The 25,519-nt window shown below is 57.5% G+C and carries 14 protein-coding genes and 3 pseudogenes; 15 read left to right on the plus strand and 2 right to left on the minus strand.

What is annotated here, in order from left to right:
* Positions 1–99: 99 nt before the first annotated feature.
* A complete protein-coding gene (locus ACTX90_RS07310; protein ID WP_053797881.1) occupies positions 100–561 on the minus strand; it encodes a hypothetical protein in 462 nt (153 codons plus the stop codon).
* A gap of 512 nt (positions 562–1,073) precedes the next feature.
* Between ACTX90_RS07310 and ilvD the strand changes: the two genes are divergently transcribed.
* The 12 genes and pseudogenes from ilvD (at position 1,074) to ACTX90_RS07370 (ending at position 17,122) form a co-directional block, all read left to right on the plus strand.
* Complete coding sequence (gene ilvD / locus ACTX90_RS07315) at positions 1,074–2,777, plus strand: dihydroxy-acid dehydratase (protein WP_443443661.1); 1,704 nt, start codon at positions 1,074–1,076, stop codon at positions 2,775–2,777.
* A gap of 299 nt (positions 2,778–3,076) precedes the next feature.
* Positions 3,077–4,960 (plus strand): acetolactate synthase large subunit, encoded by a 1,884-nt coding sequence (locus tag ACTX90_RS07320; RefSeq protein ID WP_047118869.1) that lies wholly within the window; start codon positions 3,077–3,079, stop codon positions 4,958–4,960.
* A 3-nt stretch (positions 4,961–4,963) separates the two neighbouring features.
* The gene (ilvN, locus tag ACTX90_RS07325) at positions 4,964–5,482 is read left to right on the plus strand and encodes an acetolactate synthase small subunit (protein WP_443443663.1); all 519 of its coding nucleotides are present in this window, start codon (positions 4,964–4,966) and stop codon (positions 5,480–5,482) included.
* A gap of 143 nt (positions 5,483–5,625) precedes the next feature.
* Positions 5,626–6,657 (plus strand): ketol-acid reductoisomerase, encoded by a 1,032-nt coding sequence (gene ilvC, locus ACTX90_RS07330; protein ID WP_047118871.1) that lies wholly within the window; start codon positions 5,626–5,628, stop codon positions 6,655–6,657.
* 231 nt (positions 6,658–6,888) lie between these two features.
* Positions 6,889–6,999 (plus strand): annotated as a pseudogene (locus tag ACTX90_RS07335) (SAM-dependent methyltransferase); the annotation flags it as partial.
* A 59-nt stretch (positions 7,000–7,058) separates the two neighbouring features.
* Positions 7,059–7,190: a class I SAM-dependent methyltransferase gene (locus ACTX90_RS07340; protein WP_368733727.1), complete on the plus strand. Its 132-nt coding sequence runs from the start codon at positions 7,059–7,061 to the stop codon at positions 7,188–7,190.
* Between the two features lie 24 nt (positions 7,191–7,214).
* Positions 7,215–7,388: a hypothetical protein gene (locus tag ACTX90_RS07345; protein WP_237562356.1), complete on the plus strand. Its 174-nt coding sequence runs from the start codon at positions 7,215–7,217 to the stop codon at positions 7,386–7,388.
* Between the two features lie 135 nt (positions 7,389–7,523).
* Positions 7,524–7,800: pseudogene (locus tag ACTX90_RS07350) on the plus strand (IS5/IS1182 family transposase); the annotation flags it as partial.
* 1,305 nt (positions 7,801–9,105) lie between these two features.
* Entirely contained in the window at positions 9,106–11,508 is a 2,403-nt protein-coding gene (locus tag ACTX90_RS07355) for a helix-turn-helix transcriptional regulator (protein ID WP_443443665.1), read from the plus strand.
* Between the two features lie 2,120 nt (positions 11,509–13,628).
* Complete coding sequence (locus ACTX90_RS07360) at positions 13,629–13,937, plus strand: response regulator transcription factor (protein ID WP_237562368.1); 309 nt, start codon at positions 13,629–13,631, stop codon at positions 13,935–13,937.
* A gap of 332 nt (positions 13,938–14,269) precedes the next feature.
* Positions 14,270–15,718 (plus strand): sugar transferase, encoded by a 1,449-nt coding sequence (locus ACTX90_RS07365; protein ID WP_443443999.1) that lies wholly within the window; start codon positions 14,270–14,272, stop codon positions 15,716–15,718.
* Between the two features lie 238 nt (positions 15,719–15,956).
* A pseudogene (locus tag ACTX90_RS07370) lies at positions 15,957–17,122 on the plus strand (IS256 family transposase).
* Positions 17,123–17,896: 774 nt separating this feature from the next.
* Here the strand turns inward: ACTX90_RS07370 and ACTX90_RS07375 are convergent.
* Positions 17,897–18,910 carry a sulfotransferase gene (locus ACTX90_RS07375; protein WP_443443667.1) on the minus strand — a complete coding sequence of 338 codons (1,014 nt, stop codon included), beginning with the start codon at positions 18,908–18,910 and terminating at the stop codon, positions 17,897–17,899.
* A 1,652-nt stretch (positions 18,911–20,562) separates the two neighbouring features.
* On the opposite strand from ACTX90_RS07375, the gene ACTX90_RS07380 reads away from it, so the two are divergent.
* From ACTX90_RS07380 to ACTX90_RS07390, 3 genes are all read left to right on the plus strand, one after another.
* Positions 20,563–22,119, plus strand: a complete 1,557-nt coding sequence (locus ACTX90_RS07380; RefSeq protein ID WP_443443669.1) for a hypothetical protein — start codon at positions 20,563–20,565, stop codon at positions 22,117–22,119.
* Positions 22,120–22,246: 127 nt separating this feature from the next.
* Complete coding sequence (locus tag ACTX90_RS07385; protein WP_443443671.1) at positions 22,247–23,644, plus strand: lipopolysaccharide biosynthesis protein; 1,398 nt, start codon at positions 22,247–22,249, stop codon at positions 23,642–23,644.
* Positions 23,645–23,797: 153 nt separating this feature from the next.
* On the plus strand, positions 23,798–25,375 hold the full coding sequence (locus ACTX90_RS07390; protein ID WP_161449422.1) for a glycoside hydrolase family 26 protein: 1,578 nt from the start codon (positions 23,798–23,800) through the stop codon (positions 25,373–25,375).
* Positions 25,376–25,519 lie beyond the last annotated feature (144 nt).

Here is a 25,519-nt window from a genome sequence, read left to right on the forward strand (position 1 = left end):
CCGCGGTGCGCAACAGCCCCGGCATCCTGCCCCCTTTGGGGTGCGGGATGCCGGGGCAGTGGCGTCGGGGTTGTTCTTTCCAGGCCTAGGTGCGGGCTGTTAAACGAAGTTCTCGGTGCCCTCGATGGTGTTCATGAAGTGGTCCATGAAATCCGCGAAGTCCTTGGCATCGTCTTCCTGGTCGATGACCGCCGACAGCGAGACGGCGTCATCGAGCTGCAGATCGATGCCCGGGTGCAGCGGGATGGAGAATCGGAATACCCGTCCGGTGGAGGTCGCTACCTCGTACTCGCCGTCATTGAGCAGGGCGAGCTGGTTGACGTTTGTGTTGTTGATCGTGATGGCGTCTTCGGAAGCGGTGAGATCGCTGGAGTTGACCGGCGCGAGGACCAGCTCGGCCGGCTGCCGGCGATAGCCGATGACTTTGAGCCCCCCGGAGCCGGCGATGCCGGTTCCAGCCACCAGGTTGTAGCTGGCGAAATTCGGGATCTGCGAGTCGAAGACATGGTGCAGGCGGGTCTTGACTTGCTCGGTCGGGTTCTCGGCTGGGCTGGTGTCCATGTATCTCACTCTACTAAGTAATACCTACAGGTCGGTGAGGCAGCGGGCTGGCCACATGGAATTCTCAGGTGAACGACACCAGATCAGCGGTTAGTGGCCCGAGCGCACCGAGAATATTTCGTGCCGTTGCGCTCCGCTTGCCGTAGCACCGAGGGGCCCTGCCTACGTGCCTGCAGGTGGTGTACCGGGCGCACGCAAGGCAGCGGTGGCGATGGGGGCGACACGACGTTGGGCTTGTCCCATCGGAGCGGAATAGAGTGCCACGGCCCATGAATCCTTCACCGGGAACAGGGAGGCAGGAGGGGTTGGAGGACGGGGAGGAGGAAGTGCGTCAGCATTTTCCGCTTGCCGGCCGGGCATGCGTGCCACCGCAACAAGACCAGGAGAAGCGGCGTACCTTCCCGGAGTGCAGCGTTTTGGGCAATCTGATCAGTGCTTTCGGCAACCTATTTGTGTCATGTGCGCGTCATGGGTTGCCCAAGTGGTCATATTGACTCCTAGAATGATGTTTTATGAGCCATGACTCCAGCCCGGACATCAAGCCGCGGTCGCGTGCAGTGACCGACGGCATCCACGCTGCTCCGTCGCGCGGCATGCTGCGCGCGGTCGGCATGGGGGATGAGGACTTCGCCAAACCGCAGATCGGCATCGCCAGTTCGTGGAACGAAATCACCCCGTGCAACCTTTCGCTGAACCGCCTGGCGCAGGGCGCCAAGGAAGGCGTCCACGCCAGCGGCGGGTTCCCAATGCAGTTCGGCACCATCTCCGTTTCCGACGGCATCTCCATGGGCCACGAGGGAATGCACTTCTCTCTGGTTTCCCGCGAGGTCATCGCCGACTCGGTGGAAACCGTGATGATGGCCGAACGCCTCGACGGCTCTGTCCTGCTGGCCGGCTGCGACAAGTCGCTGCCCGGCATGCTGATGGCCGCCGCCCGGCTAAACCTTTCGGCGGTCTTCCTCTACGCCGGCTCCATCATGCCCGGCTGGGTAAAGCTGGAGGACGGCACGGAAAAGGACGTCACCCTGATCGACGCCTTCGAGGCGGTGGGCGCCTGCGCCGCCGGCAAGATGAGCGAGGCCGACCTCGAGCGCATCGAGAAGGCCATCTGCCCGGGCGAAGGCGCCTGCGGCGGCATGTACACTGCCAACACCATGGCCTCCATCGGCGAGGCGCTGGGCATGAGCCTTCCGGGCTCCGCCGCCCCGCCCTCGGCCGACCGCCGCCGCGACATGTTCGCCCGGCGTTCCGGCGAGGCCGTGGTCCAGATGCTGCGCCAGGGCATCCGCGCCCGCGACATCATGACCAAGCAGGCCTTCGAGAACGCCATTGCGGTGCTCATGGCCTTCGGCGGCTCGACCAACGCGGTGCTGCACCTATTGGCCATCGCCCGCGAGGCGGGGGTGGATCTGCAGCTGTCGGACTTCAACCGCATCGGCGACAAGGTGCCGCACCTGGCGGACCTGAAGCCTTTCGGCCGCTACGTCATGAACGACCTTGACCGCATCGGCGGCGTCCCGGTGGTCATGAAGGCGCTGCTGGATGCAGGGCTGCTGCACGGGGACTGCCTGACAGTCACCGGCAGGACCGTGGCGGAAAACCTCGCGGACATCGCCCCGCCCGATCCGGACGGGAAGATCCTGCGCGCCATGCGGGACCCGATCCACCAAACCGGCGGCATCGCGATCCTGCACGGGACGCTGGCCCCCGAGGGAGCCGTGGTGAAGTCCGCTGGCTTCGACGCGGATGTCTTCGAGGGCACCGCCCGCGTCTTCGAGCGCGAGCAAGGCGCCCTGGATGCGCTGGACCGCGGCGAGCTGCAGGCCGGGGACGTGGTGGTGATCCGCTACGAGGGGCCCAAGGGCGGGCCCGGCATGCGTGAAATGCTCGCCATCACCGGCGCCATCAAGGGGGCGGGCCTGGGCAAGGACGTCTTGCTGCTGACCGACGGCCGGTTCTCCGGAGGCACTACGGGCCTGTGCATCGGGCACGTGGCTCCGGAGGCCGTGGACGGGGGACCGATTGCGTTCGTGAAGGACGGGGACCGGATCCGCGTGGACATGCAGGCGCGCAGCTTCGACCTGCTGGTCGACGAGGCGGAACTCGAAGCCCGCAAGGTCGGCTGGGAGCCGTTGCCCGCCAAGTTCACCTCCGGCGTGCTGGCCAAGTACGCCAAGCTGGTGAAGTCGGCCTCCACAGGCGCCTATTGCGGTTAGCGGCCGCGGGGAAAATCAGAAGTTCGTCCGCGGGTGGGCGTGTCATGCGTCCACCCAATGGACATTCGTCTCATATAATGAGATAGCACGGGGTGCGAGTTGATCTTTACCACTAGGTAAAGAAAGATTAGACACATGCAAACAACCACCGATGTACTACTAGTTATCAGGCGCGGAGCCTGAGAACAGTTCTGCCGCCAAGCAGGACGTCGGTGACGCGCAGCCCCCTTTCGTCAGCAGTGACGGCCGTGGGGCGTTTTTTATGCGCAGATGAAGAGATAGAAATGGAAAGGATCCAGATGAGCAACTCCACACCCGCCAATCCGGCGTCGGTTGCGAAGTCAATTAGTCGACCCAAGGATGCCGCCGCCGCTGTCTCTTCCGTCGTGGAAGCTTCGAACCCGGTCCAGGGTCCGAATAACATCGTTGCTCCCACGCAGATGACGGGCTCACAAGCCATCGTCCGCTCGCTGGAAGAATTGGGCGTCAAGGACGTCTTCGGGTTACCAGGCGGGGCCATCCTTCCCACCTATGACCCGCTCATGGACTCGACCAAGGTCAATCACATCCTGGTCCGCCATGAACAGGGTGCCGGCCATGCCGCACAGGGTTACGCCATGGTTAGCGGGGAAGTCGGCGTCTGCATCGCCACCTCCGGACCCGGCGCAACCAACCTGGTGACCGCACTGGCGGACGCCAACATGGACTCCGTGCCCATGGTGGCGATCACCGGCCAGGTCAACAGCGCCTTCATCGGCTCCGACGCGTTCCAGGAAGCCGATATCGTCGGCATCACCATGCCGATCACCAAGCACGCGTTCCTGGTGACCGACCCGGAGGACATCCCGCGGGTCATGGCCAGCGCGTTCTACCTGGCGCAGACCGGCCGTCCCGGCCCGGTGCTGGTGGACATCACCAAGGATGCCCAGACCTCGCAGATGACCTTCTCGTGGCCACCGAAGGTCGAGCTGCCCGGCTACCGCGTGGTCACCCGCGGCCACAACAAGCAACTGCGCGAAGCCGCCAAGCTGATCGCCGGCGCCACCCGCCCGGTGCTCTACGTGGGCGGCGGCGTCATCAAGGCCAACGCGCACGAGGAACTCAAGGCCTTCGCCGAGTTCATCAACGCCCCGGTGGTCACCACCCTGACCGCCCGCGGCGCGTTCCCGGATTCGCACCCGCAGCACGTGGGCATGCCGGGCATGCACGGCGCCGTTTCCGCGGTGACCGCCCTGCAGCAGTCCGACCTGCTGATCACCCTCGGCGCCCGCTTCGACGACCGCGTCACCGGCGTGCTGTCCTCGTTCGCGCCGAACGCCAAAGTGATCCACGCGGACATCGATCCGGCGGAGATCTCCAAGAACCGCGTGGCCGACGTGCCGATCGTGGGTTCGCTGGACGAGATCATCCCGCAGCTTATCGAGGCCTGCCAAACCCGGTTCGAGACCGAGCCGCAGCAGGACCTGTCCAACTGGTGGTCGCTGCTTGACCGCCTGCGCGAAACCTACCCGATCGGCTACACCGAGACCCACGACGGCCTGTCTGCCCCGCAGAACGTCATCGGGCGCATCGGCGAGCTGACCGGCCCGGAGGGCGTCTACGTCGCCGGCGTGGGCCAGCACCAGATGTGGGCCGCGCAGTTCGTGAAGTACGAGCGTCCGCGCTCGTGGCTGAACTCCGCGGGCCTGGGCACCATGGGTTACTCGGTGCCAGCGGCCATGGGTGCCAAGGTGGCCCAGCCGGACCGCGTGGTCTGGGCGATCGACGGCGACGGCTGCTTCCAGATGACCAACCAGGAGCTTGCCACCTGCGTCATCAATAACATCCCGATCAAGGTCGCGGTGATCAACAACTCCTCGCTGGGCATGGTCCGCCAGTGGCAGACCCTGTTCTACGACGCACGCTACTCGAATACGGATCTGAACACGGGCCACGGCACCGCGCGCGTTCCGGACTTCGTGAAGCTGGCCGACGCCTACGGCTGCGTGGGTCTGCGCTGCGAACGCGACGAGGACATCGACGCCACCATCCAGAAGGCGCTGGAGATCAACGACCGCCCGGTGGTCATCGACTTCGTGGTCTCCGCGGACTCCATGGTGTGGCCGATGGTCCCCGCCGGAGTGAGCAACGACCAGATCCAGATCGCCAAGGGCATGACCCCAGAATGGGAAGAGGAAGACTAGAGAATGGCAAAGCACACGCTGTCCGTGCTGGTCGAAGACGTTCCCGGCGTACTCACCCGAGTTGCCAGCCTCTTCGCCCGACGTGCGTTCAACATCCACTCGCTGGCCGTGGGACCCACGGAAATCGAGGGCATCAGCCGCATGACCGTGGTGGTCGACGCCGAGGGGGACTCCCTGGAGCAGGTTACCAAGCAGCTGAACAAGCTGATCAACGTCATCAAGATCGTGGAGTTGCTGCCGGAATCCTCCGTGCAGCGCGACCACATCATGGTCAAGGTCCGCGCCGACGCCTCCACCCGGCTGCAGGTCACCCAGGCCGCTGAGCTGTTCCGCGCGTCGGTGATCGATGTGGCCACCGACTCGCTGGTCATCGAGGCCACCGGCAACGCGGCCAAGATCGAGGCGCTGCTTTCGGTGCTGGAGCCCTTCGGCATCCGCGAGATCGTCCAGGCAGGAACCCTGGCCGTGGGCCGCGGTTCCAAGTCGATGAGCGACAGGGCCCTGAAGAGCCTTTCGGCCTAGCGCCGGAGCGTGTCCGAAGAAGGCGAATATGACTTCTTCGGACACGAACACCAAATTTCACAATCCAAGGCACCAGACTTGAACATAGATGCTGGTGCCAGCAACAGAAACTTCCGTTCCGAAACAACCAAGGAGCAATTCACATGGCTGATTTGTATTACGACGACGACGCAGACCTTTCGATCATCCAGGGCAAGAAGGTAGCCATCATCGGCTACGGCTCCCAGGGCCACGCGCACGCACTGAGCCTGCGCGACTCGGGTGTGGACGTCACCGTCGGCCTGGCCGAGGGCTCCAAGTCCCGCGCCAAGGCCGAGGCCGAAGGCCTGAAGGTCGCCACCGTTGCCGAGGCCGCCAAGTGGGCCGACGTCATCATGATCCTGACCCCGGATCAGGTCCAGGCCAAGGTCTACGCCGACTCGATCGCCGAGAACCTGGAAGAGGGCAACGCCCTGTTCTTCGGCCACGGCTTCAACATCCGCTTCGGCTTCATCCAGCCGCCGGCAAACGTCGACGTGGCACTGGTTGCCCCGAAGGCTCCGGGCCACACCGTGCGCCGCGAGTTCGAGGCAGGCCGCGGCATCCCTGACCTGATCGCTGTGGAGCAGAACTACACGGGCGGTGCAAAGGACCTGGCACTGTCCTACGCAGCTGGCATCGGCGGCACCCGCGCCGGCGTCATCGAGACCACCTTCACCGAAGAGACCGAGACCGACCTGTTCGGCGAGCAGGCTGTGCTCTGCGGCGGTACCTCGCAGCTGGTGCAGTACGGCTTCGAGGTGCTGACCGAGGCCGGCTACAAGCCGGAGATCGCCTACTTCGAGGTGCTCCACGAGCTGAAGTTGATCGTCGACCTGATGTGGGAAGGCGGCATCGCCAAGCAGCGCTGGTCGATCTCCGACACCGCGGAGTACGGCGACTACGTCTCCGGCCCGCGCGTCATCACGCCGGAGGTGAAGGAGAACATGAAGGCCGTCCTGGCCGACATCCAGTCCGGCGCCTTCGCCAAGCGCTTCATGGATGACCAGGCCAACGGCGCCAAGGAGTTCCTGGAACTGCGCGCCAAGGGCGAAGCCCACCCGATCGAGACCACCGGCCGCGAGCTGCGCTCGCTGTTCTCCTGGATCTCGGACGCTTCGAGCGATGACTACGTTGACGGCTCGGTAGCCCGCTAAGCGGAACCTGACCGGGTAGTCTTCACGACCAAGGCGCCTGTTGCCGGCATGATTAATGCCGGCAACAGGCGCCTTGTCATTCTCCGGGAAATTTCAGGTCTGGTCACTAGGCTCGGTGAAAACCCGAGGAGATGACCGGTGGCGACGGAGACCAACTACGACGATTTCGCGCAGGACTATTCGGATGAGAACGAATCCAGCCTGCTGAACGCCTACTATGAGCGACCCGCGATGCTGGAGCTTGACAGAGACGTTGCCGGGCGCAGAATCCTGGACATCGGCTGCGGGTCGGGACCGCTGGCGGCGGCGCTCGTGGAACGCGGGGCTCGTGTCGAGGGATTCGATTCGAGTGTTGCGATGATCAATCTGGCACAGCGCAGATTGGGAGAGAGCGGGTTCGGCTGCGCGTCACGTGGTTTGCGGAATATCTTCCCTACGCTGCGAACACATTTGATGATGTGGTGACTTCGCTGGTCTTCCACTACTTGCCGACGTGGAATGCGGCCTTGATGGAAGTGCACCGGGTTCTCTAACCGGGCGGCCGTTTGATGCTCTCGGTGAATCATCCACTCCTCTATCCCCGGAACCATGCGGGCAAGGACTACTTCAAGCCGACCCAATACACTGACGAGTTCACCTTCAAGGGGCGGCGTGCCGAGCTAACCTTCTGGCACCACCCCTGGCAGGTCATGGCAGATGCGTTCCTGAAGGCTGGGTTCCACATCGAGTGAATCTCGGGACCGCCGTTTTCCAAGTAAGCTCCGGAAGAGATCCTGCCCGAGAACCAACGCGAACTCGACGCGTTCTTGAGCTTTGACTTCGTTTCGCTTCGAAGGCGAACAACGGGGTAGTCGTGTGAAGCAATCGACAGTGCCAAGACCAGAGTCCTGCTCACCGAGCTGGGTTGCGATTAGGAGATCAGCATCAAGGGCGAGCCCCTTCAAACCGGGCCCGCGAGGTGGTGGAGCGAACCAATGTGTGGCATACGGCTGGTTCGAGAAATGGGCGATCTGCAGCGAGCACAAAGTCCATGTCGTTGATGCCATGATCAGCCTCGCGAACAGTGTGATCTTGATCCGCAGGCTGATCGGGGCAGCGTGGGTGGCATATCGGTGGGAATTGTGGCTTATTCGAAAGCTTTAGCGTCAGTTTTTCTCTATTGGCGTGAACTCATACATATCTTGAGGTCACCACCCTAAAAAACCGTAGAACCGGTTTAAGGCATTCTTCCATTCCCGTTTACAAAGTGATTGAAATTGCTATTCTTCACGCATCGCGCGTAGATAGGTGAAACCCGCAGGTCCATCACGACTATTAAGCCATGTGCATCTCTGCGTCCTTGCGGTAATTTTCCTGCCACAATTCGTTCATCGACTTTTGAGCAAAGTTGGTGCCGACGAGCAACGCTCGCGCCTGCTCCCGTCTTGAACGATGGTCTGCGACGTGATGTCGTAGATATTTTATCCGGCTGCCTGCTACGAAACAGCCACTCGCAGCTTTCTCGGGAGGCATTCAATGGAGTTCGCACCGGTCCGGCCACTGATCGATGCCGATGAAAACTGCGGTCTTGAATGCCTGCACCCGATCGGGAGCCGAGGTGACGATCGAGCTGTTTGCCCAAGCATCCAATCTCCTTGAGTACCATAACACCGAGGGTTCCTGGTCGAGCTGCGTTTGCTCAGCATTGACGGGACCACCACAGAGGTTGCTGACACGCCCTCCACTGAACAGTCCTGACGGAGGTCCAGGAAGCTACTCCGGGTACAAAATTGTATTGCCTCAGAGAAGGATCTTTGGATCCGTGGAATGCGATATTCATGCCAACGTTGGGGCAGTTCACAGATCGTACTTGTGGCCGAGAAACACCATCTATTCCAGCTTGAATAACAAGCTTGGTGCCGCAATGATCCTCATGACGGACCTCGGTGTCTTCAGCTATCAGACGTTCAAGGCCAGTCGCTCTATAGGCTGCGCGTATGCTCTGGCTGTTGCATGGACGCCTGGTGACGCTTGTGCATTGGGATTTTGAAAACGACATATATCTATCGGCTGTGTTTGAGGGAAGCAGGAAGTGAAGGACAATGACTACCGTGTCGCTATCAGGCATCAGACCAGCGAACCCCTGCTGGCAACCAGCATCCTGGATCGCGGGCAGGCTAATGCCGGACAACTGTCCGAAGCCCATGCGAAATGGTGGAGATTGGGCTGAACTTCAAAGGAAGTTAAACCGCTTATCATCGAAGAACCAATACTCAGAATGTCACTGTTGCATTGTGATTCAAGTATTCGAAGGATTGAAGATACTGCTATTTTCGCGACTTACGCCGGATTACTTTGGACCATTATACTGCTTCCCGCATGAACTGTGAGTAGAATTACTCCTTAACAACCAAATGGGTGGCAGGGGAAGCTGCCCAGAATTATCCGAATCTTGGGGGACTGGGGTAAATGGTGGAATTTGGGGACGCATCTATATGGCTTGCCGGTTGGTCTGGGATGCCCTGGACCTGTCTGCACGCCGACAGATCGATCAGTGCGAATCGTGAACTTGCTGGCCGCGAACTGGCGAGACTGGCAGACCAGTCAACTCCGTCCGGTTTGGTGTTCCGCGGGTTTTTTGGTAGTGGAAAGCGGGATTTGATCGAGGGCTATTTGGCCGAGACTAATTTCGAAGCCGAACATGTCTGGATCAGTGGAAGTCGTTTCGCGCAGACCATTGAGTACGGAGCAATTCAGTTCTTGCTAACTGAAGTAAGCGCGTCTGACATTGAAAGCCCCTTACACGTGTTCTCTGCACTACGCAACAAGCTGAGTGCTGGTAAGCCCAGCATCGTGGTGCTTGAGCATTGCGGGCTAATCGACCCGCTGACCGTTGCCGTCTTGGCACAGCTACAAGGCAATGGCCTGATTCATCTAATCGTGATTGATGATCAAGTGGATCCTTTGCCACACGATATTGAGGTTATGATTTCCAGCCAAGTCATGACTCTTGTGCCGCTGGACCTTCTATCTCTTTCTGAGGCGCGGGAAAAGATGGAAGAGCTGCTAGGAAAACAGATTTCCGCCCATGCAGCTATCAGTCTGTGGCAGTTCACCGGCGGCAACATCCAGTCTCTACAGGCGGCTGTGCATGACGCTCAAACTTCCGGTTATATTTCGTATATTGATGAAACTGCGGTCTTTGCTCCTGGACCTCCTCCGGTTGGCAGCCGGTTACGCCAGTTGGCTTCGGCACGGATGAAAAATCTGAGTCCCGGCGCAGCACGACTGCTTGGTGACCTTGCAAATGTACGTAGCCGTCTGCTTGACGGAGAACTGCCGGCGCTGAGCGAACTTCAGCGCCACGCTTTGGTGCGTGAGGCGGGAGCTGGAATGTGGAAGGTGGCAATTCCATCGCTGCAGGCTGTCCTAAGCGACGAATTAACTGGATCCAGGCCACGAGCCGACCAGAGTGCGTGGGGTGCGTTGAAGGAGCGTCTTGCCAAGTTGCAGGCTGGGCAGCAGACTGAGCAAGCGATTATAGAGCTTGGCCGATACCGGCTGGACGCCGAACGAAGTTGCCGTATTGATCAGAAAGATGACGTACGCTCGACCTTACTCATGGCGGAGCTTTTGCTGGGTGCTGGACGCCTGGAAGACGCGGGTAAGGTGCTCAATGGGTTGTCGCCCCTGGGTAGCTCAGAACGATGGGATGGTCTGGACAACTGCCAGCGGCACCTATCGCTTGCACTGGCTGCCGAACTGGCTGCGCGCCGGAACGACCTCGACTTTGCCCATGCAGTGCTTGATGAATTGGTATGCAAAGCTTCTTTCTGTTCTGGCCCTCGACATGAACTGGGCTGCTGCATGGCGGCGACGGGGAGGTCACTGCTTGATACATTGCTGCAGGTTGGGCGTTGGAGCGATTGCCGGCATTTGATCGCCTGCATCTTAGAGGGCGGTGCTGGGGAAGATGCTGAACTCGTCCGTCACGCGGAGGCTGCGCAGGTTCTGCTGGAGGCGCTAACCGGTAACAGAAATTTTGCCTTGGGACAAATGCGACCTTTATTCGCTCAAATGATGAATTCAGGCGACTCCCTGGATCAGGAGACAGCCGGACTCCTGAGTGAAGTGACCAGGTTTATCCCTGAACAGACGAACTTTTATGAAGAGCCGCTGGCAGAGATGAAAGCCGAGTCTTCGTCCTTGCTAGGTCTGATCGCTCGATCGGTGAGGGCTTTTAGCCAGGCCGAATTCTCTATGTTGGAGCAGATAGCTGGTGACATGGAGGAACGCGGAGATCGGCTTTTAGCCTCTCACCTGTATGCTTGGGCGTTGCGATCTGCCGATGGCCGACAGGCTGCCCAACGACTAGAGGACTTACAAGTGGGGCAGTGTAATGATCTGTCGAGCGCCTTTCGCATATTGGCCTCTGCGGTGCTAACTAACGATCTCGTATTGGTGGCCCAGGGCATGGACAAACTGGCAGTTCTTGGGTACGTGTGGCATATCACCGATGATGACAGCCCGCTGTTCAGGCAGCTCTCTCCGGCACAGAAACGGCAGATCTCGCGGAGCAATAAGGCCTCAGCGGCAGATAATCTCGCTGCCAAGGATCTAGTCGGAGTGCTCGACAATGTAATTCCGTCCTATGTCCCAGAGCTGACTCGGCGTGAGCGCTTCGTCGCCATGGCGGCCGCCAGCGGATTGACTAATCAGCAGATTGCGCGCAAGGCAAGTGTGTCTGTGCGCACCGTGGAAGGGCACCTCTACCAGGTGTATTCAAAATTAGGCATCAACAAGCGAACCCAGTTGGCGGATCTGGTGGCCGCTCAGCGGAATGAACTTTCCAAGGAGTGCGGACAAGCGTGACGAACTGGGCACAAGAAGAATATGCGCTACTGCTCGACAGTCTCAGATCTCCGAATTCAGGGGGAGTCTTGCTGCGTGGGCCGATTGGTGGCGGCACATCTCACATGGTTCGCCAAGCCATTGGTGAGCTGGAGGCGGATTTTCCTATACTGCGCGTGATGTGCAGCCCAAGCTTGGCCAGTCTGGACTATGCCGCGTTGGCTCCGCTGCTTTCATTGGATGACGGGGTCCATTCCTTGAGTACGGCGGGGTTGTTACGTGAAGCAATAATCGAGGCACGCGCGCGCTTGAGTCAACGAGACGGGGCTACGAGATTACTTGTGGTAGTTGAGGACGCGGACTACCTGGATGCTGCCAGCGCCTATATTCTTGGCCAGCTAGTGTGCTCGGGGCTATTGGTCCTCCTGGTACAAGGTTTCGCCCAGAACACGGATAACGTGATTCTGGATGGATTGTCGACGGTAGCCCGACTGGAACAGTTATCCTTGGAGCCGTTGGACTCGCAGGGCGCCGCCCGTCTCATAGGGCAGGAGCTTGGTGGGCCTGTCACCGGCGGGACTGTGGAATGGATGCATTTCCAGTGCGCAGGGCTGCCGGATTTACTGCGAGAGTTCACGTCGTTGTTGGTGCGTCAGGGTGTGCTGATCAACACCGGGTCGTACTGGACTACTCGTGGCATCTCGTATGACACGGACCCTCAGTCCGAGCAGGCAATGCTCAGTATGGCCCGGCGCCATGCATCGCCTACCAACAGACTGTTATTTTTCCTGTCGCTGTGCGGCCCGCTGACCCGTACCCAAGTGGACCGGCTGTGCCCCGGAGCTTTGGCTAGCCTCGGCAACTCGGAATTGGCTGAATTGCAAGAGCTATATGTCGCGACCACTTCCGAGTTCTTCGCTAGGTCCCTGCGTGCGGCGATAGACCTCAACGAGCAAAGCGAACTTGTTCAGGAGGTCCTGGCAGTGAGCCCGGGAGATATTAACAGTATGAGGATGCTTTGTGCTGCGCTGAGCTGTGGCTGGGACCCGGAACATGTCGACATCTTAAATTTGGCACGACATGCAATGGCAGCTGAAGACTACGAAGCCGTCACTGATGCCTATACCTTGCTGGATGTTCAAAAGCAGCAAGCTATCGCCGAACTTGCGCATGTTTGCGAGCTGATCATGGACCGCGCCGCTCCTGGACTGCGTGGGGATCTCTTTGAGATGGAGATTTATCGGGCTTCGCCGGCGACATCGAATCAGGACAGAGCCAATATCGGGGCCAACCCGGTCGACGAACAGCTGCACCGTGGCCTCAAGCATGCACTGTCCCTTTTGATGGCCGGTGATGTCGCTGGTGCGTGCGCGCAGGCAGATCATATCTTGGATAATGATCTCAACAGTGTGCTCCCAGCCAGCCAATATCGGCTGCTTGCCGTGGCGGTGAAGGCACGAGCCTTAATCGTGGCAGGCCGATCCAGCGAGATGATCCGACTTCTAACGAGATTTGACTCCGGGGGTGTGAACGGGCGGTATCTTTCGCACGGAACGCTCTCAGTGCTGACCGCCTTTGCTCAGTGCCAGCTCGGAAAGGTTAGCACCGCCCGCGATCTGTTACAAGATGCGCTACCTGAACTGTTGAACTACGATCCTGCGGGTGTGTTGCCTTTAGCCTTGATTGTCCGCGGAATTCTACGGGGGACCGAACAAGATTCTGCTACCGTGCATGTGACGGCGGGGGACGAATTGCACGCCGAAGCCCGTGAAGCCTGGGCCTTACTCCGCCGAGCTAATGCAGCCCGGGAGCGCAAACTGTTTTTCAGTGTGGACATTTTTCAGCTTAGGGCGCTAAATGGTCAGAATCACGAATTAAATTGTCCGCACTTTTCACCGACGACAGATGCTGGGATTTTCGCAGTATCAGCGTCCTACCTTGCCTGGCGTAGCACTGGCATAGGGCAGAACGTGCACCGTGATGGATTTGCGGAATCCCAATTTCCGGTCCCTCAGGAATGTGCGTTGACCGTGGTGGAAAAGTTGCTGTTGCAAACGGTGATACCTGGTGACGTGGAAGAGCAAGAACTGCTCGCGCAACGACTGTTCGAAGACGGTCACGTAATGCTCGCAATCGATTTGATGGCGAAAGTGATTTTGGCTCTTGCTGAATCTTCCGGTGTACGTCGGCGCGGCAGTGCTATCCGTCGTGTACACGGATGGTTGCACAGCCTCGGGGAGAAGCCATCAGGGCAGATCAGGTACGTACTCGAGAAGTCGGGGCTAACGTCTCGTGAAGAAGAAATCGCAACTTACATCCGGCAGGGTTTGAGCAACCGCGAAATTGCGCGGCAGTTGACCGTGTCTCAGCGTACGGTCGAGGGGCACGTTTATAGAATTTTTGCCAAATTAGGTGTCACTAACCGCAATGAGCTTCAACTCTGCTATTGATCCGCGTATTAAATACCTAGGCTTTTCTGATGGAACAAGTATGAGAACGCCTAGCTCTGCCCCTCCATCGGAATAATAAGGTACCAGCCTACTCGTGAGGTATTCACCCCCAAATTCATAAACTGGACCCACTTTGTACATGGAGTTGTCACTCTCATGGCAAATACGGAAATTGGGGAATTCTAAGGCAATGGGGGACTATCAGACTCGTACACCGGGGGATCACGAGAAGCTAAGGTTCCATTCGGTGTCATGATGTCGGTGCCGCCGGCAAGGAGTGTGGCGTGTCTAACACGTACGGAGTTTGGGGGAAGCCGGGGCTGGCCGGGCAAGTGCATGGAAGGGCTAGAAGTTCGGGAACTTCCCTTGCTTGGCCGACGGACGCGCGAATCACATCTGCTACTTGGCGAAAGCGTTTTACAAGGCGGCTCGCGATATCAGACACAGTTCTGTTGGTCGTTATCACTACCATTCTATGGTTCGCTTTGCCAGTACCTGCGCCAGTTGATCTAGCCGTGAATATTGCCAGCATGGTGGTACTCTTACTCGCGCTGACACTGATGCGAACCCGTACCACAGAAGTCATCGGCATTGGTGTCAGGGAGTACAAGAGGGTCGTGGACGCAGCCGCACTGTCTGCCGGACTGGTAGCGGTGGCCATCATGATTTTCGAAGTCTACGACTCCCGGCAGGAATTGCTGATCTTCTATCCAACGGCGCTTGTGGTCTTGCTGGCGAGTCGCTGGCTTTGGCGAAGGTGGTTGCTTGCCAAAGCGGCGCAGGGATATGCGTTGTCACAAGTGCTAGTCGTAGGTGGCACTGAAGACATCGCATACGTGGTCCGCCAATTGCGCAAGAATGCCGAAGCAGCTTACAAAGTGGTTGGGCTGCTCGCAGACCAAGAGTGCAACGAGAAGCTTGTGAGCATCGGGGTGCCGGTGCATCAGGGGCTTGACTCCCTTGAACGCGCCGTGGAGGATACCGGAGCAGATTCGGTGATTGTGGCTGGCCCGCTGGAAGGCGGGAATACGGCACTTAAGGATCTGAGCTGGAGGCTTGAGCGCACCCGCACGAACGTGGTGGTGGTGTCATCTCTAACCAACGTGGCCGGTCCACGGATCAGTACGCGCCCGGTCGAAGGATTGCCGCTGATGCACGTCGAAATGCCTAGCTTCGTTGGTGGCCATCACGTAGTGAAGCGGGCAATGGACATCATATTGTCGTCCATTGCTCTGGTTTGCTTGGCACCAGTAATTGTTGTCCTCGCATTGCTGGTCAGACGAGACAGCTCCGGCCCTGTGTTCTTCAGCCAGGTACGTGTTGGGCAGCACGGGAAGACCTTCCGCATGTACAAGTTCCGGTCCATGGTAGTTAACGCAGAAGCCGAGCTCGAACGGCTCAAGGCGCTCAACGAGGGCAACGGAGTCTTGTTCAAGATGCGTGAAGATCCGCGGGTTACCCGTGTGGGCACGTGGCTACGCAAGTATTCGCTTGACGAGCTGCCTCAGATCTACAACGTGTTGCGGGGAGACATGTCTTTGGTTGGGCCCCGCCCACCACTACCCAGCGAAGTAGAAGAATATCGTGGGCACACCGGGCGCCGGCTTTTCATCAAACCGGGCTTGACCGGACTCTGGCAGATCAATGGGCGTTCTGATCTGGACTGGGAAGAAAGCGTGCGTCTGGATCTTTACTACGTGGAAAACTGGTCAGTTACCGGAGATCTGATGATCATGTGGCGTACTTTCAAAGTGATGCTGAAGCCTGAGGGTGCATACTAGCTTCAGGTGGAACTTTGGAAATCGACACTCCGATATGGGCGGGTGGATGGCGCAGTTTGAGTCGTCCGCCCGTCTTTTGACTGAGCCTGCTGAAAGTTCGGTCGTGGCGCCGAAGACGTGGTTCGACATGGTGATGTTGAAAGTTGCCTGTCAGATTGTGTAAGACCCCTAGTCAATTGATTGAAATAGACTATGAAAACACGCTATGACCATCCAGTAAGACCAGGCCGAACAGAGCATGGAAAACGCCTCAGACATCGCCGAGAAGATCGCAGCCCTTTGCTCCATGGACGCCGTCAAGGAATCCGGGGCCTTCGACGAGCTCATGGGATTCATCGACCGCGGCGAGATCCAGCTCGACGGCAAAGACGGGCAATATCGCAGCAGTTCGTCCGTGCCGGCCTGGAACGCGGCCTGAAATCCGAGCTGAGCAGCCACCTGGGCTACGAGCAAAGCGAAGCCCACGGCCGGTTCCTCCCGAACTCCCGCAACGACTCCTACCCGAAGACCGTGTCCACGATCGGAAGGGGATATCGACACTGCAGATCCCCAGGGACCGGGCCGGAACCTTCGCCCCGACGCTGGTGCCCAAGGGCTCACGCCGTATACCGGCAGCCTGGACGAAATGATCATCTCCCTACTACGCCGGCGGCATGAGCGTGCTGGATATCGCCTACCACCTGGAAACCACGGTCGGCACCCAGCTCTCCCACGACACCATCTGAAAAGATTACCGACGAAGTGCTCGACGAAGTCGCCGCCTGGCAGGAACGGCCTCTGGAGGAGTTCTGCCCGATCCTCTACCTGGATGCGCTGGTGGTCAAGGTCCGCGATGGGCACCAGGTGCGGAACAAGGCAGCCCATATGGCTATCGGCGTGACTGTGGAAGGTATCAAGCACGTGCTGGGCCTGTGGGTCACGGAGAACGAGGGGGCGAAGTTCGCAGGCGCTGTGTCTGCGCCCAACTAGCCAACCGCGTGGTCAAAGACGTGCTGATCGCCTGCTGCGACGGGTTGACCGGTTTCCCCGGAGGCGATCGAAGCAACCTGGGCGAAAGCGATCGTGTAGACCAGCGTGGTGCATTTGATTCGAGCGGCGAACCGGTTCGTCTCATACGGCGACTGCCGGGCGGTCGGCTCGCAGTTGAAGAGCTTTTACACGGGACCGAGCATTGAATCAGCGGGCAAGGCACTGGATGATTTCGAAGCGTCCGAAGGATGGCGGAACTATCGGACGGCGGCGGGGAAGAGGCTCTGGCTGGCCACCTGCACTGTCGAGGACATCGAGCTCGAGAGCGGTTCAAGGGCGCGCGCAGAAGGCGAGGCGAAGCGCGAGGGCTGGAAGCAGGTACTGCAGCAGCTGGCGCTGACGTACCCGGGGCGAGTTGGTCGGTACTTGACTTAAGTATTATGAAGCCTTTAAAGGATGCTTTATTTGTCAGCCGCACAAATTGGCTTTCACATATATGACTCTGAATGGCAAGGGAGGCTACGTGCTATTCCGCGCATTTGTCATCGCTGAACCCCACCGCCGGCAATGATTCGACGCTCTGCCATCGCACCTTAACGCAATACATTCTCGGGATGTCATCGCCCGCGAATCATTGACAGTGGTTTCTTCGCCCGGCTCATCGGGTTTCTCCTACTCGGTGCCTCTTTCGAGAAAATCAACGCCAGCACTTGCTCAACCATCTACATCCGAAGCGATCGTGAGGAATGGGTCCAGGGCGTGACTTCTTCGACCTGAAATGGCTCGGACCTGAAGCCGGCGAACGCACCGTCGGCTTGGACGTGGAAACGCGTCGTTGAAAATCCGAGATTGAAACGTCACGTGGTGGGCAAGCGGTGGCACCGGTAAACGGCGGCATGACTAATTGGTCAGTTCCATTGGCTATAAGTCGTAGCGGAAGTCGCTACTTGTGATTTCAGCCACGCTTAAACACCTGTATTTGACTCTATGGTTAAGTAGGAACTACGCGTGTATCGGTCAAAGATTGTGAATATTGTATGTAAATAGGTGGTAGATCGGGACTCGAAGCATGGGTAGTCGAAGTTCCGAGCGGTGTACCCAGACACTGCGAATCCCGCCTCAACGGACGGGACCGGCGACGTAGGAGTTCCGCAAGGAATTCACCCCCCAGCCGTCGTCGGTCCCCCGTTTTTGACTTTCGGATAAGGCTTAACGGCCAACGATTCTAGCGGCCTTGTAAGCCACTCGCATCGGGAAGCTGAGTACGGATGCGATGGCCCGATCTGTTCGTGGCATTTTTGATTTCCATGTTTCGTCTAGTTTCAACTTAACTTCGCCGACCTTGAAGCGCATGGGGTTACCTGCCACAGTGTGGTGCACTTGCAGGTCAATTTGACCGTCGGCCAGTTCAGGTAACAGTTCGCTGGATTTGGCACCGGCGAACCGGGCGATTTTTTCTAATGTTGTATGTGGTGCGCGCATGAAGTCCTCGTAGTGCACCGTCATCACAGGAACCTTGAATAGGGCCAGAGCGTGAAACAGCAACGAGTAGCTGGTCCAGTTGACCATGGATTCCAACACCGAGTACCGGGGCATGTCCTGCATGCGGTCACCGGTTTCTGGTCGCTTGACCACCTTTGACCATGAGTAGGCTACGCCGCGCGGGTCACGGACGACGAGGACGCAACGCAAATCGATGTTGAGCGAACGCAAGAAATAAGCATAGGCAGGGTGCTTACTGGAATCAACGAGTATATCGGCTCCGGTTACTTGTTTTGCCGCGGAGTAGAGCCGGTCCAGTCGTTCAATGAGCCGTTCTCTAGCATCACGACGTGGAGCTAAGGCAAATTGACCAGTCAGTTCTGGGATGAAGCGGTTGCGCACGACACCGAGTCGGTCCGAGATCGCAACTTTCGTATCCACTTTGTCCCATCCGCCATATGCTTCCGCCCCAATCGCAGTCCACATTGGGCAGTCGGCGAATTTGGACGAGCAACCGCATAGTTCATTGTCATGCAGTCCGCGTTCCCAGAGATGGATTACTTCGCCGAGTCCGCTGAATCCTTCACATTGAGCCAGGCAGCGCTCCAGTAGCGTTGAGCCACTACGCCCGAATCCACCTAGCATGAGAACTTTAGGCCGTGAGACCGGTTGCTTGGTTTCGTGTGTTTGGCCGGCGACTGTCACCGAGTGCCGATCATCGAATTTCCCCAGCAATTCCACGATTCCTCCAAGATTTATTTCCGTATGTGACGTGTTCCAAAGATTTCACGAACACTTCTAATAAGTTTCCCACCCATTGACCGTGATGGGTAGGGTTTTTGGAAGTCGTCCTGTGACGGTGCTTTGCCAATTCGGGATTGGTCCAATTTTTTCGTTGATAAGATCATTGAGTGAACACCTGTAGGCGAATTTAAGGTCCCTGCGTTTTCGTCCCCGACTAACTTTCTATAGGCTTAGGACTTGGGGTCCTGGATATTGAGTAAATGCCTATCATAAACTGGTGCGTTTGGGGACTAATTGGTGAAACATCGTCAAAATTCTTATTCAATCAAGGTATCCAAAGCTAGCATGTAAAAGCGTCAAACGCTGGAATATTGAATGACCTGACGAGTTCTTGTGGTCGCGGGCCCTCGTGATTGTCCATTGCGGGGCAGCCCAAGCCGAGGCCAAGTTGGATTTCCTTGTGACGAAGCACTATCAGCTTATCCATTGAGCGGAAAACTTTAATTCGACCTGCGAATCGCCATGGAACTTAGCTGACCGCTAAGTAAGTATGCCTGATCCAATATTGAATTTATGGTCCAGTGCATCGAATGCCGCTCTTCATAGGGGTAGAACGTGTGAAAATTAGAGTTGATCCTCTGCATCCTTTTGAACTAACGTGGCTTTGAACTCCGTAATTCCATATAATTTGCTAGATGTTGACGGCTAGTGTTTCGTGTGAAAAGCTAGAGAAATCTTTTGCTAGCAGTGTTGAAGTTCCCGGTCGTTCGGACCAGGCTCTGTATCACATGATGTGCGAGAAATGCTTTGCGAGATATGATAATAGGATCGCAAGAGTGGGCTCGTCAACCGAAAAGTATTTACACTAAATCATGGCGCGGAATTTCCATTGTTGCCTGGTTCTTTCGACGTTTACTGAGTCACCCAGCAAGCCGGTCTGTAGGTCGCGGAGGGAGCCCATGGAGGCAACTTGCTAATTTGCTGGGTTTCATTCGGAATCCGTTATTTATTTTTCCCTCGTCGTCGACGCGAGCTTGGCGCCGATGCGTGCAGGAGTCGGAAGATTTGGTGGCCCAAATCAGAATCATGGGCGGAGAGTCTTAGCTACCTGAGTCCGGATCCTGGCTGGTAGGTGGATTCCATCAGGTTTATTCGGGGCCAGCATTCGCTCAGTAGAGCGGCACGTCCAGTTGGGCATGGGGCAAGTTTCACCGCTGCGTTCCCGGCCGATCTAAACGCGTTGACTCGCGTGGATGGGGAGTTGGCATTTTCCATCTCCTTGTTCTAGGCATCGTGATCGGCAGGTCCATGGTTATTCCGGTCTCAGATTGCATTGATTCAGTTTAGGTTGCAACTCATCGTGGGCGTTGTCCGCGTACGGCTGATGGACATTGTTGCAAGTTGAGGTTTCACGAACCGACGTGGCCAACATGTCTCTCGTTGCAATCAAGTCCTTGAACAATCGAAAACCGGCTCGTAGTCTCGACCGATGAAGGCGTCTGATGGTTCCTTGGTCCAAGGAAATCTTAGGACACGCAACGAGAATTCGAAAGCTAATTGAACGAATCCGTTCCGACTACAGGTTGCATATGTCACAATGACTAGAACGGGGAAGTTTCTATTTGGGGCCCCGGAAACTGGGGGTTTTTATGTCTATTGACAATGTGCAGGGGAATATTTTTCTTAGGCGGGCGCTGTCGCGGAAGTGGCATCTCGTTGTTTGGCTGACTGTTTTGGGGCTAGCCTTGGGAACAACGAGTTTTTTTCTCACGCCAAGAACGTATACTTCGACCGCAACGGTTTTTCTGAATCAGTTGGTTGGAAATCCGTTCTCGCCGACCACGCCAACGTCTCGGACGGAGCAGTTGGCGGCCTTGACCACCGAGTCAGGCGTCGTACTTACGGATGAAGTCATTCAGGGTGCTATCGCGTCTTCTGAGCTGTCTAATTACACTCCGCAAATGTTAAGGTCTGCCACAAAAGCGACTGTTCCATCGAACTCGCAAGTGATGGACATTTCGTTCAGCTCTTCGTCGCCAACCGAAGCTCGACAAGGTGCTCAGGCGCTGACCGAATCATTCCTGACCTTCCGGACCAACCGTGCGCAGCAGGTCGTGGATTCTCAGGAAACGTTGTTGGCAAGCCGTGAGCAAGCCGTCAGCGCATTGTTGGATACGGCTAACAAGGCTTATGACGTTGCCAAAAATGCAAATGCTGCGCAGGCTTCGTTGATTGATCTTGACCAGCAAGTTCGTCTCTATGCTCAGGAACTGGCTTCAGTTAAGGTTGAGCGGACCACGAATGCGAACTCATCTCTTGACCCGGGCAGTATTATCGGACCTGCCAATGAGCCTGCATCGCCTGACGGCATCAACGCTCTACTGATCGCTTTTATGCTGTTGGTCTTGGGTGCAGGCGCGGGCCTGCTCTGTGCGCTCGTCGCCGAGCATGCAGACAGCAGGATTAGAGATACGCAAGATTTGCAGCGCCACGGTTTGCCGCGCGCGTTGGGGGTGCTGGCTGGCCCCATGACCCAGGGGCAGTTGAAAGAAGCCGCGCTGGAACAGTACCTGGCTCTGGTACCGGTCCTAAGCAGGCTCATGCAGATGCCCGGCAGTATTGCATTGGTTGGACGACAAAATAGTGAGGAAGTCCATGCCATCGCCGTTGGAGTCTCGATCGCTTTCGCGCTTCGTGGCAAGCGGGTGTGTTTGGTCAGTACGTCAACTTTGTCGCGGAACTACGCAGCGCGTCCGGGACTAAGTGATGTGCTTGCACGGGAGATATCACTAACCGACAGCTTGCAAGTCACTGACTATAGGCTCGGCAGTGTCGCGTTACTTCCAGTCGGAACTCAAGAAGAGTCGCTATCCGTGCTGGTCCAGCCGACAGTCTTGAACGAGTTGACTCAGGAGCTGCAAGGGGATTTTGATCTGGTCCTCTATGTAGCTTGCGAAACTGATACCGTGCTGGCCTCGACCGTGGCTTCGTGCTCGGATCAGACGCTCATGGTTATTCCCACAGACAAGACGCGCGCGCCGGAACTCAGCTTGGCTACCGATTATCTGTCCCAGCGTGGCGCGCAGATCGCGGGTTGCTTGATGTATTCAGCACCGTGGGTCTTGGCCAGCGAAAAGGAACTCGTGGAGGGATTCGAGTCGCACGCTCGCTTCAGGCTGCACGAACGGTCATCCAATGCCAGCTGATAACAGGCAGTCATCACCTGGTAGAGAGCAAGAAGAACCAGTACTTAAACGCCTAGCTAGCTCCGGTGCCGCCAACACCGGAGCTGCGCTTTTGGGCTCGGTCGCAAACTTCCTACTGATAGTTCTAGTGACCAGATTCTGGTCAACAAGTGATGCGGGCGTGCTCTTCGCCGCAACATCCTTCTTCAATATCGTGCTGGCGCTGGCGCACTTAGGCTCTGACCAAGGAATGGTGCGCTTTATTGCTTGGAACTCGGCGCACAGCGGCAGCGGCGGCAGCCGGCTGATCATCAAGGTTGGTATGCTGCCAGCTTTGGCAATGGCCATTTTCGTCATGGTCATTTGCCTGGTCTTCGGAAGCCCACTGTCTTCGATGCTTGGAGCTGACGATGTCACGGACGGCCAGGCCCTTGTATGGGTTTTAGTGGCTTTTCTTCCTGTGGCGGTGCTATACGAACAGTTTCTTGCCGTGTGCCGTGGATTCGCTGTCATGCGCCCTACGATTGTAGTGGAACGGGCACTGCGACCCATTCTGCAGGTCCTCTTGATACTGGCCATAGGGATAAGCGGTGGAGGAATCATGTTGCTGGCCGTGGCCTGGGCCATTCCCTACGCAGTGTGCCTGATTTTGGCTGGAGCCGCACTGCTCAAAGTCCTCAAGGAAAACCCTGACCATTTGTCGTCGCCGTCTACGGAACACGTCGCTGTGGTCCGAGATTTTTGGAAGTTCACTGCCCCGCGTGGTCTTGCCCGGCTGGCCCAAGTAATGATTCAGCGTTCGGACGTGATCGTGGTAACTATGTTGCTCGGTCCTGCGCCCGCCGCTGTCTACACCGCGGCCACCCGTTTCCTTGTCCTAGGGCAGGTCGCGACCAGCGCACTGCAACAGGTCAGTGAGCCGCAACTGGCCAAGTTGCTGTCCGCTTCAAGGATGAAGGCAGTTGTCGTGGTCACTCGCCAAATGACACTGTGGTCTATTGTCTTCGTGTGGCCGGTCTACCTGCTATTCGCGGTGCATGCCGCAACCTTCCTCGAGTGGGTTTTTGGCGCAGAGTACGGCCAGGGGGCACCAGTACTTAGAGTCTTGTGCTTCGCGATGTTGCTAGCCACGGCCATCGGCCCGATGGACGTTTTGCTTCTGATGGCAGGACGTAGCAGCCTGTCGCTCATGAACGTCACGATAGCGCTGATCCTGGATCTGCTCCTTTGCCTGTACCTGATCCCTATGTACGGAATTATGGGAGCTGGTATTGCTTGGGCGGTCGCGATCATCGCGAAGAATGTCTTGTGTGTCTGGCAAGTACGCAGACACCTTGGGGTGGGCCTTTCCATCGGTGCGCTGAAAATGTGGTTGCTTTCACTTGTGGGAATTTTTGGGGTTGCAGGCTCGCTTGCCTATCTCCTTCCAGGGCAACCATGGGTGTCCGTAGGCTTCTCGGTCTTGACTGGTATCTTCTACCTGCTATTTTTGTGGCGTAAGCGATCCTTGTTGATGTACTCCGGAGATCCGACGTTAGGGGGTTAGTGCGGCGAATCGACTTCTGTGGGACGTCTATGAGTTGGGTAGGTGGTCAATTTGCATTACAGTTTGATAACGATTGGTCGATAGTCGACCAAACGGTTTGTCTGCATGCTGGGGGCGGCTACCGCAGGAAAACAACACTGGAGACAGAAACATATGGCGAATGCCACACCAATGTCGTGCTCCCGCGTTCCCGCTGGACGCAAAGCACTTACTGCAACTCTTGCTGGGACCATCATTGCTGCAAGCCTGACCTTTGCGGCACCAGTTGCCCAGGCCGCTACCGCGGATGGTGCAGCAACTGCTGACACCTACACCACATCGACCCGTGCGGACCACACGAATGGCTCAAGCACCAAGGTTGCGGTAGGGGATAATTCAGGGGCCAACCGGGTTGGCTACCTGCGCCTGAATGCGACCCAGGCAGTCGAATCCTCGGACACCGTCACCTTGACGCTAGACGTGACTGGTGGAACTGCAGGCGAATTGCGCATACTGCAGGGTGACGACAGTTGGAATGAAAGCAACCTATCGCAGTCCAATGCTCCTAAAAGCGGCAAGCTGCTGACTACCTTAAAGGTCAGCGGTAGCGAGCAGACATTGAGCGCAGACCTGACCGGTGCAGTTTCCAAGAATGGTTCCCTGAATCTGATTCTGGAGCGCACTGATGGTGGCATTACCCGGATTTCCTCGCGGGAGACCTCCAAGGCGCCATCCGCCTCATTCGATCGTGGCAACAGCGATTCGTCGACCGGGGGCGGATCGAAATGCACCGTGTCCTCCATCTTGGTCCCGAGCTGCGGTGTGTGGTTTGGCGCTTCCGCTAATCCCTTGAACGGCGAGTCCTGGGACCAGGCGCTGGCGAACTTCGAAAAGACCTCTGCCGAAGACATGGATATTGCGCACTACTACAAGCGCGGCCAGAGCTCGATGTTCCCAAATTCCGTTGAGCTCAAGCGCCAAAATGAGTCCGGTTCCAACCGCATCCTGTTCTACAACTGGAAGCCGAGTGGCTTGACTTGGCGACAGGTTGCCGACGGTGCAGCTGACGGCTACCTCAAGAAGCTGGCTCAGCACATGAACCAGAATGCGTCAGAGAAGTTCTTCCTGTCGCTCAATGCTGAGATGGAGGACGAAGTCAACGCGACTGCCGGTTCCGGCCAGACTGCCAAGGACTTCGCGGACTTCTTCAGCCACACGGTCAAGGTGTTACGTGCTAATGGCGCAGACAACATGGTGACCGTCATGAACTACACCGGCATCCAGAAGTGGGGCGAGATGCCCTGGTTCGACGACTTGTACCCAGGTGATGGCGTTGTTGATTGGATCGCACAGGATCCATACGCATTCGGCAAGCCTCCGGTATGGCTGACCGATATGGAAGGTATGGTCAACCGCACCAACAATCCAAAGTCGTGGCCGGGCTTCTATAATTGGGCTGCTGCCGAGCACCCGACCAAGCCGCAGATGCTGGGCGAGTGGGGCGTGGATGAGGATCCGGCCTACCCGACCTACAAGGCTGACTTCTGGAAGACTGCGGAAGCACAACTTAAGGACCTGCCGAAGCTCAAGGCCTTGGTTTACTGGGATTCGACTGGAGTGACTCCGAGCGGCGAGAAGCTGCCTGTGGGACTGACACGAGTTGATTCAAAGGGCAGCTCGTTGTCTGCATACCGCGACTTCGTCACCTCGGACTACCTGACAGTGGCGGGTGACAGCCACTTTGGCAACTAGTCGCCAGGGATAGCTCATAGGGGGCGGTCCATTGCAAAATGCAATGGACCGCCCCCTTGCTCTGTCTGAACGCCGATCTGTGTGCTCAGGCTTCCTTTGAGATCGGCTGCCACCGAAGAATTGCCGCTCAAAGAAAGTAATTCT

This window comes from Glutamicibacter soli (assembly GCF_052322135.1).
Classification (GTDB): domain Bacteria; phylum Actinomycetota; class Actinomycetes; order Actinomycetales; family Micrococcaceae; genus Glutamicibacter; species Glutamicibacter soli.

Excerpts from the sequence above, each read along its gene's own strand:
- ACTX90_RS07310 (WP_053797881.1), bottom strand. The coding sequence starts at position 561 with ATGGACACCAGCCCAGCCGAGAACCCGACCGAGCAAGTCAAGACCCGC.
- ilvD (WP_443443661.1), top strand. The coding sequence starts at position 1,074 with ATGAGCCATGACTCCAGCCCGGACATCAAGCCGCGGTCGCGTGCAGTG.
- ACTX90_RS07320 (WP_047118869.1), top strand. The coding sequence starts at position 3,077 with ATGAGCAACTCCACACCCGCCAATCCGGCGTCGGTTGCGAAGTCAATT.
- ilvN (WP_443443663.1), top strand. The coding sequence starts at position 4,964 with ATGGCAAAGCACACGCTGTCCGTGCTGGTCGAAGACGTTCCCGGCGTA.
- ilvC (WP_047118871.1), top strand. The coding sequence starts at position 5,626 with ATGGCTGATTTGTATTACGACGACGACGCAGACCTTTCGATCATCCAG.
- ACTX90_RS07355 (WP_443443665.1), top strand. The coding sequence starts at position 9,106 with ATGGTGGAATTTGGGGACGCATCTATATGGCTTGCCGGTTGGTCTGGG.
- ACTX90_RS07360 (WP_237562368.1), top strand. The coding sequence starts at position 13,629 with ATGGCGAAAGTGATTTTGGCTCTTGCTGAATCTTCCGGTGTACGTCGG.
- ACTX90_RS07380 (WP_443443669.1), top strand. The coding sequence starts at position 20,563 with ATGTCTATTGACAATGTGCAGGGGAATATTTTTCTTAGGCGGGCGCTG.
- ACTX90_RS07390 (WP_161449422.1), top strand. The coding sequence starts at position 23,798 with ATGGCGAATGCCACACCAATGTCGTGCTCCCGCGTTCCCGCTGGACGC.